Raw genomic sequence first — 13135 nt, forward strand, 5'->3', positions numbered from 1 at the left:
CCCAGGAAAATGCGGGGGAAACAATGACTTACGGCCTGATCCTGGCATTGGTGTTCGGCTATCTCCTGGGCTCGATCCCATTCGGCTTGCTGCTGACCCGTGCCGCCGGCCTCGGTGACGTGCGCAAGATCGGCTCGGGCAACATCGGCGCCACCAACGTGCTGCGCACCGGCAACAAGGGCCTGGCCGCCGCGACCCTGCTGCTTGATGCGCTGAAGGGCACGGCCGCCGTGCTGATTGCAGGCCATTTCGCGCTCGAAACGGCGGTCTGGGCCGGCCTCGGCGCCTTTCTCGGCCACCTCTTCCCGGTGTGGCTGGGCTTCAAGGGCGGCAAGGGCGTCGCGACTTATCTCGGTGTGCTGATCGGCCTTGCCTGGCAGGTGGCGCTGATCTTCGCCGTCGTCTGGCTGGTAATGGCCTTCCTGTTTCGCTTCTCCTCGCTGGCGGCGCTGACGGCGGCCGTCATCGTGCCGATCGCCCTGTATTTCATGAGCGCACCGCAAACAGCCGTCCTGTTCGTGGTGATGAGCATCATCGTCTTCATCAAGCACAGGGCGAACATTTCGCGGCTGCTTGCCGGCACCGAGGGCAAGATCGGAGCCAAGGGATGAGCGAGCCGGCCGCCGGGCCGCGCCTCAGCGACCGGCAGCGGCTGAGCTGGCTGCGGCTGATCCGCACCCAGAATGTCGGCCCCGCTTCCTTTCGCGATCTGATCAACCGCTTCGGTTCCGCCGAAGTGGCGCTGGAGATCCTGCCGGAACTGATGATTTCGGGCGGCGCCAGCCGGATCGCCCGCATTCCGTCGATCGCCGAAGCCGAAGCCGAGTTCGAGGCAGCTCGCAAGGCTGGCGCGCGTTTTGTCGGTATCGGCGAGCCAGACTATCCATCCTTGCTGAGAAGCATGGACAATCCTCCCCCGCTACTGGCGGTCAGGGGCAATGCAGCTGTGTTCCGGTTGCCGGGGGTTGCCATCGTCGGCGCCCGTAACGCATCGCTGGCCGGCATAAAGATGGCGCGCAAGCTGGCGGCCGATCTTGGCGGCGATGGCTACGGCATCATCTCCGGCCTGGCGCGCGGCATCGACACGGCGGCGCATCAGGGCAGTCTGGCGACCGGCACTGTCGGTGTGCTCGCAGGGGGCCTCGACCTGCCCTACCCGCCTGAAAACGCAAGCCTATGTGACGACATTGCCGAGCGGGGTGCCATCATCTCTGAAATGCCATTCGGTTGGCAGCCGCGCGCCCAGGATTTTCCACGCCGCAACCGGCTCGTCGCGGGGGCTGCCCTTGGGCTGGTGGTGGTCGAGGCGGCGCAGCGTTCAGGCTCGCTGATCAGCGCCAGGCTTGCCGGCGAAATGGGCAGGCTGGTCTTTGCCGTGCCGGGCTCCCCGCTTGATCCGCGCGCCGCGGGATGCAACGGCCTGCTCAAGGACGGCGCCACGCTGGTCACCGAGGCATCTGATATTTCCAGGGCGATCGCACCGTTGACCGGCATGCGGGCACCTGATGTGCCGCCGTTTGAAGACCCGCCCGACTTTTCGGCCACCCCGCCGCCCGGCGAAAGTGACCGCGCACGCGTCATCGAGGCGCTCGGCCCGACGCCGGTGTCGGTCGACGAAATCATCCGCCACACCGGCTTGCACCCGGCCCAGGTGTTCATGATATTGCTGGAACTCGACCTTGCCGGTCGGCTCGAACGCCATGCCGGAGGCAATGTTTCGCTGGTTTTCGGGGACGGTTGAGCGCAACGATCAATGGCGGTTGCCGCCCTTCTCCCCGGCCTCGGCATAATCCGTTGTGTTGGCTCCAAACAAATCGTTCTCGACAGCCTTACGCCAGACTGCGTCGGCATCTTCGGGATGCAACGGCTGAGCTGCCGTCTTGGCGTCACCGCTTTGCGGCTCAGAGCGCCGCCGCAGCCAGGCGGGCATGATTTCCCGGATGAGGCTGGTCAGTTGGGTCATTGCAGACTCCTTCCATGCGCGGGAACGGCTTGGGTGCAATCCGGTTCATTTGGCCATTGCGGCTAGCGTGGCCACGGTCTCGCGTCTGCTCATCACGTCCAGCCAGGCCAAGGCGGCGTCTACGCCGGCCAGCGCAAAAGGTGCCGCTGTCGATCCATACGGCTTTATGCGAACGGAGATGCCGTCCAATTCGTTGACGACCTCGAACCCGTTCTCGTCTGAAGTGTCGTCACCGAGGAACACCGGTCGGCGTCCCCTGAAAGCCGGAATTTGCATGAAGCGTCTTATGGCTGCTCCCTTCGCCGCCTCCAGCGGCATCAGTTCCACACCGGCATTTCCGGCCAGGACCCGATATCCCGCAGGTAACTTGTCCAGGGCCTGTTCGACCAACTGCGTCGCCCGCTGCAGCAAATGCGGCGCCGCGCGTGTATGAATGGCAAGGATTGGTCCCTTGCGTTCGATGTAGACGTCCGCATTGTCCAGTTCCGTCGCGATTTCGTTGGCAAGCGCTGCGATGTCGGCCGGTTCGCCGGCCGCTTCGACCGGACCATCGCGCGCCAGCCTGTGCTCGAGGCCATAAAGCCCGGCGGCGCGCAATCTGAGGGGTTGGAAGAGATGGTCGACTGCGGCGATCGACCGTCCCGTGATGAACGCCAATGCTCCGTCCAATTGCGCTTCGAGCCGTGTCAACAGCACGCGCAACTCCTCACTGACAACCACCGCATCGGGATGCACGGCATGTTCGAGAAGCGTGCCATCGATATCGAGGAACAGGCTCCATGGACCTTGCGGGACGACGGGTTCTGGCAGGTTTGGCGATATCGACATCACAGCGCCGCCACACGTCTGCGATCAAGCAGCGATATCACATTGCCAGGGGGCGCCGGAGCGACGCCGACGGCACGATCGACCGCATCACGCTTGCGTAGGCGCGCGGCATCGAGAAGCATGCTGCCCGCCCACCGATAGACATTGTTGTCACGCACGATCTCGCGCATGCGTTGCATGCGCTGGAGTTGCTCGTCCTCGGACATGGTCAGGGCCTGCAGCAAGGCGTCGCCCATCATCGCCGCGTCATAGGGATTGACGATCAGCGCCTCCAGCAGTTCCTTGGAGGCGCCGGCGAACATGCTGAGCAGCAGCACACCTTGTTCATCCTCACGCGCCGCAACAAACTCCTTGGCGACCAGGTTCATGCCGTCATGCAGGCTGGTCACTGTGCAGACATCGGCCGCACGGTAGATCTCGTAGACTTGGTCTTGCGAGTGATGCTCCGTCACCATCAGAACGGGCGTGTAGCCTTCGCGACCATGGCGCTGGTTGATATCCTCGGCATGGCGCAGGCACTCCTCATACAATTGTTGATAGGCGGGAAGAGTGCCGCGGCTGGGCGCCGCGATCTGCAGGAACGCCACCTTGCCGATCCATTCCGGATGAAGCGTCAGCAGTTCATCGAGCGCATTGAAGCGATCGAGGATACCCTTTGTATAGTCGAGACGTTCGACGCCAACGCACAGTTTGACATTCTCAGTCAGACCGAATCTCTCACGGACACGCAGGCGGCATTGCGCCACGTCAGGCAGTTTGGCCAGTTGCGCCGGCGGCCATTCGATTGAAATCGGATAGGCATGAACCAGGCTGATCTGGCCGCCATAGGAGATGGCCGAGTCCTCGCGCTCGATCCTGCTCTCCAGGAAGCGGTCGACGCTGTCGATGAAGTTGTTGCAATGAAACTGGGTGTGAAAACCAACGATCGAACTGCCAAGCAGGCCCTCGAGGATCTTCTCGCGCCACGGGCAGATGCTGAACACCTCCGAATTGGGCCACGGAATATGCCAGAAGGTGATGATGATCGCCTCGGGCAGGCGTTCCCGGACCATCCGCGGCAGCAACGCGAAGTGGTAGTCCTGAACCAGCACGATCGGCCGCTCGTTACGGGCCTCCGCGACGACGGTGTCGGCGAACTTGCGGTTGACCGCCTCATAGGCTTCCCAATCCGAGGCACGGAATATCGGCCGGGTGAACGCTATATGGCACAGCGGCCAGAGACCTTCATTGGCAAAGCCGAGATAATAGCCTTGCTGTTCTTCCTCGCTCAGCCAGACACGGCGCAGCGTGTAGGAAGGATTGTCGGGCGGCACCTCGATCCGGTCGTTCTTGTCGACCACAAGCGCGTCGGCTGAACCGCCGCCATAGGCGATCCAGGTGCCTGCACAGGCCCGCGTGATCGGTTCCAAGGCGGAGACCAGGCCGCTGGCGGGTACGACCAGTTGGATGTCGTCGCCCTCGCGGTTGTGGATATATGGCTCGCGATTCGAGACGACGATCACTTGGGCATCGGGAAGTTCGGTTGCCAGGATATGACGCAACGTTTCGGGCGACCACTGCACCAGTGCCGCGGCCGCCGACTGCCCATTTTTCTCAAATTCCGGCAAAGGGCTGCGAGCGGGTTCAACGTCCGCGGCGGCAATCCTGTTACCCTTGCGCGCCCGCACTTTCATCGTCATCAATACAACAGCCAGGACGACGACAGCTGCAAGAATGAAGAGCCACAAGGCGAATACGGGAACGGCCAGGTACAAACTGTTGTCGGGCATTGAAATCGATTACCTTTCAATGGGATGCCGAAACAACTCCATCTGATGGAGCTTCGACGCCCATAGCTGGTGGTCAAACGCCCGCGGCGCCTGATGGTTCCGATTTTTCAGCTCCTGACCACGAGCGGCACCAGCCCCTCATGAGGTTCGGCAAGGAAGGCTCCGACACGGTCCCCCACGCGCTGGAATGTCAGATCCACCGACGCCTGCCCTACCGAAAGATGGCGAATGACGAGGTTGTCGATGCCGATCGGCAGGCGCGGCCGGGTTACATGGATCTCGCCTGTCCAGCCATCGATCTGAAGGCCGAGGCACGATTGCATGAGCATGAAAGCGGAGCCGGCGGACCAGGCTTGCGGCAGGCAAGCCACCGGATAGGCAATCGGTGCCTCGCCGGCCGCGCGCGTGAAGCCGCAAAAGAGCTCCGGCAGCCGCATGTTGAAGTGAACGGCGGATTCGAAAGTGCCGCTCATCAGCCGCACCACGCTGTCGCGGCTGCCGTATCGCGCCAGTCCGGCCGCGCAGATCGCCGTGTCGTGCGGCCAGATGGATCCGTTGTGATAGGACATCGGATTGAAGAAGATCGCGTCGTCCGCCAGCGTTCGCAGTCCCCAGCCGGAATGGAACGAGGCCGATAGCAGCTGGTCGGCGACCATGCGCGCGCGGTCCGGTTCGGGAAGGCCGACATAGAGCAGGTGACCGGCATTGGATGTGCGCACCTTGCAGGGTTGGCCGTCGCCATCCAGCGCCAGCGCATAGTAGCCAAGCTCCTCGATCCAGAAATGGCGCTCGACTTTTTGCCGAATGGCGTCGGCGCGTATTTCCCAGTTTTCCGCCCGCTCCGTCTCACCGCGCAACCGTGCCAGTTTCGCCAACCCCTGGAATGCCGCGAAGACGTAGCCCTGCACTTCTACCAGCGCGATCGGTCCCTTCGGAATGCGGCCATCGGCGTGAAAGACGGAATTGAAACTGTCCTTCCATCCCTGGTTGGCAAGGCCGGATTCCGCGGCGCGCTGGTAGGTGAGGAAACCCGTCGAGCGGCTCGCTGTTTCGATCCACTCGGCCGCGGCGCACAGCGAGGGCCACAGCGTATCGATGAAGGCTATGTCCCCCGTGCGGTCCGCATAGGCGCAGGCAAGATGGATATAGAGCGGCGTCGTGTCGACACCGCCATAATAGCGCCCGAACGGCAGTTCGCTCAGCGCCACCATCTCACCCTTGCGCGTCTCGTGCATGATCTTGCCGGGTTCGGAATCGCTGAAGGGAGAGGTCTCGGTCGCCTGGTGCTGGGCGAGAAACGCCAGGACGCCGCGCGCCAGACCAGGATTGAGCCAAAGCATCTGCAAGGCTGAAATCACGCCATCGCGGCCAAAAGCGGTGGAGAACCAGGGAATGCCGGCATAGGGATAAGGTCCGGTCGCCAGTTCCGTGGTGAGCAGCGCGACATCGGCGCGAGCCCGCGCCATCCAGTCATTGAAAACGCGGCCCGAACTGTGCAGCGTCGCGCCATGTCGACGTTTGGCGCGCATGCCGAAACGAGCACGGGCGGCAGCAGCGCGAAATCGCTGGCTTTCGGGGTTAGCATCCGTCTCGTTGCCCACTTCCACGTAAAGCGTCTGGCTGCTGCGCTTGGTGACGGCGATGACAAAATCCGCCTGGTCGGAGGTCAGTTGATCGGGCGTCTGCGAAAACGAAATCGCCGATGTCCGCACCACGCTGTCCAGGCCTTCGTAGCGGAGCACGACCGCGCTCTTGGCGATCTCGGCCGTATGGGCCGTTCCACGCCTCGAGCGGGTCGAGCCGCGAACCTCGAACATGTCGCGAAAATCAGCAGCAAAACGCAGCGACAGCAGGATCGTCGAATGCTCCCGGCTGTAGTTGGACAGCGTTATGCGCTCATACAGCCTTTCCTCCCACAGCAGCCGGACGCGCTCGATGTGGATAGCGCCTTGCGGTATCTGGCGGCCCGCGGCGCTCTCGATCGGCAGATTGGTGAGGTTGGTGGTGAACAGCACGTTGTCCTGGCTGAGCGACGCGCCAAGCAACGACGTCGACCGCCCGCCAACGGTGAGGCGAAATTCGGAAAGTACGCGCGTGTCGTCGCGGAAGAATCCGTCGCCGACCCCGCGTATGTCGCCATAGGCGTCGGCGACGACAAAGCAGTCGCCATGCTTGAGCGCGAAAAGACGATGCGGCTCCCTGGGCGCGGTTTCGTCCAGGGAAGCCAGTGCTATGGCAGGATCAAGCTTGCGCTCGTCGAGATGGGTTATGGTCAAAAGATCGTCCCGTGCTGGTTTCGAACGGGCTATGAGGCTCTGCTTTGCTCATGGCCGTTGTTCAGCCGCGAATAAGCCGCGACGTAGTCCCTGGCCATCCTGTCGGCTGAAAACCGCCTTTCGAACACCGCCCTTATGCGCCGCCTGTCGAGTTGCAGGAGAGCCGGCATCGTGGCGACAGCATCTTCGATCGTTTCGACGACGAAGCCGGTAACTCCATAATCGATGATCTCGGGCATGGCGCCGCAACTCCAGGCCATGACCGGGGTTCCGCAGGCCATGGCCTCGATCACGGCAAGGCCGAAGGGTTCGGGCCAATCAATGGGAAACAAGAGGGCGGCTGCGTTGCCAAGAAATCTGCTCTTCTGATCCTCGCCGATCTCGCCGACATATTCGACCCTGTCGCCATCGATCATCGGCTGGACGACTTCCTCGAAATAAGCGCGATCGCCATCACCGACCTTGGCCGCAAGTTTGAGTTTCAGCCCGGTGCGGCGGGCGATTTCGATCGCTCGGTCCGGTCGCTTGTCGCGCGACATCCTGCCGAGAAACGCAAGATAGCCGCCATCCGAGCCTGCCTCGAAATCGGGTTCGTAGAGATCGACCGGCAATCCGTGATGAATCGTCGCCAGCCAATTCGCGGACGCGAACCGCGCCCGCTGGCTGCGGGATATGGAAATCATCGGAAACCGCGGGAACCGGTCGTAGGCTTGTGCGAGGTCGGCGTAATCCAGCCTGCCATGCGGCGTCGTCACTGTACGTTGCGGGATCCCTCGGAAGAACGGGAAATGCAGGAAATGACTGAGATGGAAATGAATGACGTCGAAATCGTCGGCCCGTTTCCTCACCTCGTCGAGCATCGATAGATGCGCCGCGATCTCGGATTTCAATGGACGCGGATCAAGACGAAGGGCCCGCTCGCGGCATGGCACGAGCCTGGCGGAGGTCTTCGTGTCGCCACTGGCGAACAACGTCACATCGTGGCCGAGGGCGACGAGAGCCTCGGTCAGGTAGGAAATGATGCGCTCGGTGCCGCCATAGAGCCTTGGAGGTACGGATTCATATAGTGGCGCGACGTGGGCAATCTTCATGGCCCGGCCTTCCCTCAATGAGCTGGTCATGCAGCGGAAATGCCTCAGCCGCAGGATCGTTCCGGCCTCATTCGCAGATGCGTCAAATGGTCGGGAGCCTTTGACGTTCGATCGAGCCGCCCTATTTCATTTTGGCTGCCGAGTTGCACTCAGCTTAAGGAGGCCTAGGTGCAGGAGCCCAGGGATATCGCGGCCCGACGCCTGAGCATGATCATCGAACAATATGTCGAGGCCAGAAAACGGCGTTATGGCTTCGTATCGACGGATCAGGCTGCCAGGGTGATCCGCAGGATGCTGAAACCAGCGGACCCAGCCCTTTCCGATCGCAAGCTCGACGATATGGTCGCCGCACTCGCGGTGAAGAACGGCCTGGCGGTCGTCTTCGATCGCGGCGCCAGGGGACCGGCTGATGGCACCGAGGCCGACCTGAACAGAAAGGAACCGACCATGCGAGCGCCAGCGGAGACTCCGGATGTTGCCAGCGCGGTGGATGCCATTCTGGGCACTCAAACCGCCTCACTTTCCCAAACCGCCCCACTTTCGATGAGCGCTGTGATCTCGCTGCTGCGCGAACGGACCGGCACCAAGCGATCGGACGCGGATCTGGAAGGCCTGATCGCCAAGAAGGCCGCCGTCCTGGACGTGCATCTGTCGCGGAACGGCTGAGCGGTCGATCGCGGCGCAAGGTTTAACAACGGCGCCAGCGTGATATGAAAATCGGAAGCACTAAAGTACACGTCCGCCGCGGATGCGTTTTATCGCAACAGATTGCTCAAACTCACTCCTCCCTATTCGTTTGCATAGCTGCTCTGCTGGCGATCGGCTTGGCCGAGCCCCTCAACGCCTTGATCGCGGCAACTTGTTTCACTGACGTTTTGGGACCCGTTCGATAGCGAATTCGGGCTGTGTGGCATGGCTGTTATCCAAGCTGCGTTGACAGCCACCCAACAGGAAACGGGTCTACTTTGATCCTCGTCAACCTGGGCTGACGCTCGGATTGATGCGTATCAAAGCCGGCTGACCTCATCCCTGTTAGCCAAGACGCATCATAGCTCGGAGGCGATCATGGCTCACAAACAGGTATTGTTTCGTTCAGCAGCGCGCGAAAAGATTCTTCGTGGCGCAACCCAGCTCGCCGACGCCGTACGCGTGACGCTCGGGCCGCGCTCGAAATCGGTTCTGATCGAAAAGAAGTGGGGCGCTCCCATCGTCTGCAATGACGGCGTGACCATCGCCAAGGAATTCGACCTGAAGGACCCCGAGGAGAATCTTGGCGCGCGGATGCTTAGGCAGGCAGCCGAGAAGACTGGGGACATGGTCGGTGACGGCACCAGCACGTCAACCATCCTGGCCCACGCGATGTTCGCCGACGGGGTGCGCAATGTCGTTGCCGGCGCCAGCGCGATCGACATCAAGAAAGGTCTCGATCGTGCAACAAAACGGGCGATTGACACACTCAAGCAGATATCTCGGCCGGTCTCGACCCGTCGAGAAAAGGAACAGGTGGCAACGATCTCCGCGCACAACGATCCCCTCATCGGCCAGTTGGTCGGCGAAGCAATGGAGAAGGTCGGCGGCGAAGGTGTCATCACGGTCGAAGAATTGAAGACCACGGAAACAGTCCTCGACGTCGTCGAAGGCATGCAGTTCGATCGCGGATTCCTGTCGCCATATTTCGTGACCGATCCGGAGAAGATGGAAGCGGTCCTCGAAGACGCGCTCGTGCTGATCGTCGAAAAGAAGATCGCTTCGCTGAATGATCTTATCAAGCTGCTTGAAGCCGTGGCGAAGTCCGGTTCGCCCTTGCTGGTGATCGCCGAGGAAGTCGAAGGCGAGGCCCTTGCGACGCTCATCGTCAACCAGATCCGGGGCACCTTCAAGAACTGTGCCGTAAAGGCACCTGGCTTCGGCGATCGCCGCAAGGCCATGCTGCAGGACATTGCCATCCTGACCGGCGGCCAGGTCATCTCCGAAGACCTCGGGCTCAAACTGGAAAATGTGACCATGGAGCAGTTGGGGCGCGCGAAGCGCATTGTCGTCGACAAGGACAATACGACGATCATCGGCGGCAGCGGAGACGCAAAGGCGATCAAGGGCCGTGTTGAGCAGATTCGGCGCGAGATCGACAACACGACGAGCGACTATGATCGCGAAAAGCTGCAGGAGCGGCTGGCCAAGCTTGCGGGCGGCGTCGCCGTCATCAAGGTCGGCGCGCCGACAGAGGCCGAGATGAAATCGAAGAAGGAAGCGCTCGACGATGCCATCAGCGCCACGAAGGCCGCGGTCGCCGAAGGTATAGTGCCAGGCGGCGGGCTTGCCCTCTTGCGCTGCATCGCGACCGTGGCTGACGAGGAGCAGCATTGCGAGGGCGACGAGCGGACCGGCGTACAGATCCTCAAGCGCGCGCTGGAAGCACCAGTCAGGCAGATTGCAGAAAATTCAGCAGTCGACGGCGGGGTCGTCATTGCCAAGATGATTGAAGGCATCGGCAATTTCGGCTTCGATGCGGGCCGCAAGGAATACGTCGATCTCGTCGAGGCCGGGATCATCGACCCGACCAAAGTGGTGCGCATCGCTCTGGAAAACGCCGTCTCGGTCGCGAGCGTTCTGCTCTTGACGGAAGCGACCATGACCGAAATTCCGGAACCGGCGAAAGAACGCGCTCTCGAACCAGAGATGACTATGTAATACCGCGCGAAACGTCGTTGCCAAGACAAACTCGATGATGATTTCGGCGCAGCAATGCCGCGCTGCCCGCATTCTCATTCAAGTGGCTTGTTCTCTCTTGGCTACTGCGTCCAGCGTCTCGCAAGCCGGCGATGACGATGTGCCCTGACGGACTTACAAGATATGCGGACTTTGATACGCATCAAGGCGCGAGATCGGACCTCCGGTGATCTTGCAACAAATCTCATCGGAGGCACGGAAATGATCTTCAACACCATCATGGTTCAACTCGACGTCGATTCTCCGGCAGCGCCGCGAGCGACCTATGCGCTGGAGTTGGCGCGGCGCTTCGAAGCTACGCTGATCGGTTTCGCCGCAGCCGATTCATACGTGTTTGTTCCGGGTGACGATGGCGGCATGGCGGCGGCGGAAATCATGCGTGAGCGCCGGATCGAGATCGAGGATCGCCTGAAGATTCTGAAGGAGGAATTCCTGAGCCTCGTCGGAGACGACGCCACATGGCGTGAAGAGATCGGGGACCCGACACGTCTGCTCGCGATGCATGCCCGCGCCGCCGATCTCGTCGTGACGGGAACGCCGGTCTCCGGCGCTGATCACCACCGGGTGGTCGACATCGGAACATTTGTGCTGTCGGCCGGACGGCCTGTGCTGATTGCGGCCGACCGGCTTGTTCCACCCGACCCCAAGAACGTTCTGGTCGCGTGGAAGGATACCCGCGAGGCTCGGCGAGCAGTCACCGATGCATTGCCCTTCCTGACCGGCGCACAAGATGTGCTCGTGGCGACGATCGAAGAACAGAACCAGAGAGATGCGCGCGAAAGTGTCAGCGACGTCGTCCGGTTCATGATGAGGCACGGCATCAAGGCGAGATCGGAAGTCCTGGACTCGGATCATAAGGATGCTTGCGAAACCATCATCGAACTCGCCCATGGCATGGGTGCCGATCTTGTCGTCGCCGGTGGCTACGGTCATAGCCGGCTGCGCGAATGGGCCTTTGGCGGCATGACCCGCTCCCTGCTCAGGAATGGCTCCGTCGACCGCTTGTTCTCGAACTGACGCGCTGAATGCAGCGCGGTGACCGACACCGTGCCGCTGATGGCGATGGCAAACGAGGCGATCGTGGTCACGGTCGACTCAGAGCCCAGCGACAGGACCGGGGCCGGCATCAACGATGTCGCGACCTTCATGGCAACGCATGGCATCACGGCGCGCACCGAAGTGCTGAAGGCCGATGACGAGAGCGACGGGCTGGTCGACTTCCTGAGCTCCGCCAACGCAGACCTGGTCGTGTCAGGCGCCTACGGGCACAGTCGGATCAGGGGAATGGGTATTCGGCGGCGTTACCCGCCCGCTGCTCGACGACAGCCGGCTCTGCCGCTTCATGTCAAGCTGATCGTCCGCGTCGGCCACGTCCGATGTTCATCAGCCACATCCCAGCCATGGGCGTTGGCTTGGCTGCAGTGAGAATGGCAATGCCCTATGCGACCGAGAAGGATCTTCCACCGTCTGTCAGGGCGCATCTGCCCCTGCATGCGAGGGAGATCTTTCGCGCTGCTTTCAACAGCGCCTGGGACGAATATGCCGACCAAGGCGAAAGGCGTGAAGAGACTGCCTACCGCGTCGCTTGGGCTGCCGTGAAGCGCCTTTATCGAAAGCAAGGCAAAGGCTGGGTGCTCATTTGAGCCCGCGCAGTTTGATCGAAATCAAAACCATCCGTGTCGTGTTCATTCATATGATTTCAAAACAGGCGCTTAATTAATACGGGTTCAATGACTCACATCGTCGCGGGGCTTCTCAATGCGTGCAACGCTGAAAAGAACAAGGGAGCGGATTTTCCAACGATCTGGAAAAACATCCTGAAGGTGCACCCTTACGTCGCGGGATCGCCGATCCAGGACAGCGGCGAGAATGGGCCCATGTTGAAAATTCCCCTGATCACCGGTCAGTTTCTCGTCTTCCTTGGCTCGAGCTTCTCACTCCTCTAAACCGGGATGCGTTCAAATTGAACTGAGCATCCAATCCGCCCAAAGTCGCCATGCTAAAAGGTTCTCGACGATAGTCGAGATCGGCAGGGTTTGGTCGATGATCTGGGCGGGGCTCAAGCCGCCGCCAACGTGTTCTCGATCGCCTCGGCGGGATGTTTCGCGAGATCCTTGGCCAGCTCGCCCACCAGCTTTGCTTTCAGCGAAGGCTGAAAGTGCTTGCGCAGTTCGCCCAGCGTGCGCGGATCGGCGATCACCACCACATGCTGGAACGCTTCCGCCAGCGCTTCGCGATTGAGATAGGCTGCCACGGTGGCGGCAAAGTCGTCTTCCCGCAGGCGGGAATCATCGGGATTGGCCGCGGAACTGCGATGCCGTCCGCCCGAGCCCGTGTTAGCCGAATGCAGCATCGGTTCGGGCAATTCCACCAGGTCGATCCGGGGTTCGGGGCTCTTGTTGCGGAAGAGACGCAGGTTCTCGCCGTCGGTGACCGCGATGATAGTGCCATTAGCCAGAATCATTTTGTTTCTCCTTTGAC

At 61.4% G+C, this 13135-nt stretch carries 14 protein-coding genes; 8 read left to right on the top strand and 6 right to left on the bottom strand.

The window, feature by feature from the left end:
* Positions 1-23 precede the first annotated feature (23 nt).
* Together plsY and dprA are read left to right on the top strand one after the other, a co-directional pair.
* Positions 24-611 carry a glycerol-3-phosphate 1-O-acyltransferase PlsY gene (gene plsY, locus AC1VON_RS21490; protein ID WP_483124774.1) on the top strand — a complete coding sequence of 196 codons (588 nt, stop codon included), beginning with the start codon at positions 24-26 and terminating at the stop codon, positions 609-611.
* Positions 608-1741, top strand: coding sequence for a DNA-processing protein DprA (dprA, locus tag AC1VON_RS21495; RefSeq protein ID WP_483124775.1), 1134 nt, complete (start codon positions 608-610; stop codon positions 1739-1741). Before plsY ends, dprA begins: the two co-directional genes overlap by 4 nt.
* Before the next feature lie 9 nt (positions 1742-1750).
* On the opposite strand, the gene AC1VON_RS21500 is transcribed toward dprA, so the two are convergent.
* From AC1VON_RS21500 to AC1VON_RS21520, 5 genes are all read right to left on the bottom strand, one after another.
* Positions 1751-1963, bottom strand: a complete 213-nt coding sequence (locus AC1VON_RS21500) for a hypothetical protein (RefSeq protein ID WP_483124776.1) — start codon at positions 1961-1963, stop codon at positions 1751-1753.
* 45 nt (positions 1964-2008) lie between these two features.
* Positions 2009-2791, bottom strand: coding sequence for a trehalose-phosphatase (otsB, locus tag AC1VON_RS21505; protein ID WP_483124777.1), 783 nt, complete (start codon positions 2789-2791; stop codon positions 2009-2011).
* Positions 2791-4560, bottom strand: a complete 1770-nt coding sequence (locus AC1VON_RS21510) for an alpha,alpha-trehalose-phosphate synthase (UDP-forming) (RefSeq protein WP_483124778.1) — start codon at positions 4558-4560, stop codon at positions 2791-2793. Before AC1VON_RS21510 ends, otsB begins: the two co-directional genes overlap by 1 nt.
* Positions 4561-4667: 107 nt before the next feature.
* Positions 4668-6830: an amylo-alpha-1,6-glucosidase gene (locus AC1VON_RS21515; protein ID WP_483126355.1), complete on the bottom strand. Its 2163-nt coding sequence runs from the start codon at positions 6828-6830 to the stop codon at positions 4668-4670.
* A 35-nt stretch (positions 6831-6865) separates the two neighbouring features.
* Positions 6866-7927 (bottom strand): glycosyltransferase family 4 protein, encoded by a 1062-nt coding sequence (locus AC1VON_RS21520; protein WP_172350430.1) that lies wholly within the window; start codon positions 7925-7927, stop codon positions 6866-6868.
* A 207-nt stretch (positions 7928-8134) separates the two neighbouring features.
* On the opposite strand from AC1VON_RS21520, the gene AC1VON_RS21525 reads away from it, so the two are divergent.
* The 6 genes from AC1VON_RS21525 (at position 8135) to AC1VON_RS21550 (ending at position 12600) form a co-directional block, all read left to right on the top strand.
* A complete protein-coding gene (locus AC1VON_RS21525) occupies positions 8135-8593 on the top strand; it encodes a hypothetical protein (RefSeq protein ID WP_483124779.1) in 459 nt (152 codons plus the stop codon).
* A gap of 399 nt (positions 8594-8992) precedes the next feature.
* Positions 8993-10615, top strand: coding sequence for a chaperonin GroEL (groL, locus tag AC1VON_RS21530; RefSeq protein ID WP_483124780.1), 1623 nt, complete (start codon positions 8993-8995; stop codon positions 10613-10615).
* A gap of 240 nt (positions 10616-10855) precedes the next feature.
* A complete protein-coding gene (locus tag AC1VON_RS21535) occupies positions 10856-11671 on the top strand; it encodes a universal stress protein (RefSeq protein ID WP_172350427.1) in 816 nt (271 codons plus the stop codon).
* An 18-nt stretch (positions 11672-11689) separates the two neighbouring features.
* Positions 11690-12079, top strand: a complete 390-nt coding sequence (locus AC1VON_RS21540) for a hypothetical protein (RefSeq protein WP_483124781.1) — start codon at positions 11690-11692, stop codon at positions 12077-12079.
* A gap of 8 nt (positions 12080-12087) precedes the next feature.
* Complete coding sequence (locus AC1VON_RS21545; RefSeq protein ID WP_172352968.1) at positions 12088-12297, top strand: ChaB family protein; 210 nt, start codon at positions 12088-12090, stop codon at positions 12295-12297.
* An 87-nt stretch (positions 12298-12384) separates the two neighbouring features.
* The gene (locus AC1VON_RS21550; protein ID WP_172350426.1) at positions 12385-12600 is read left to right on the top strand and encodes a hypothetical protein; all 216 of its coding nucleotides are present in this window, start codon (positions 12385-12387) and stop codon (positions 12598-12600) included.
* A gap of 113 nt (positions 12601-12713) precedes the next feature.
* Here the strand turns inward: AC1VON_RS21550 and AC1VON_RS21555 are convergent, their stop codons facing one another.
* The gene (locus AC1VON_RS21555) at positions 12714-13118 is read right to left on the bottom strand and encodes a baeRF12 domain-containing protein (RefSeq protein ID WP_483124782.1); all 405 of its coding nucleotides are present in this window, start codon (positions 13116-13118) and stop codon (positions 12714-12716) included.
* Positions 13119-13135: the final 17 nt, after the last annotated feature.

It is taken from the genome of Mesorhizobium sp. HAY1-8B (assembly GCF_056868045.1).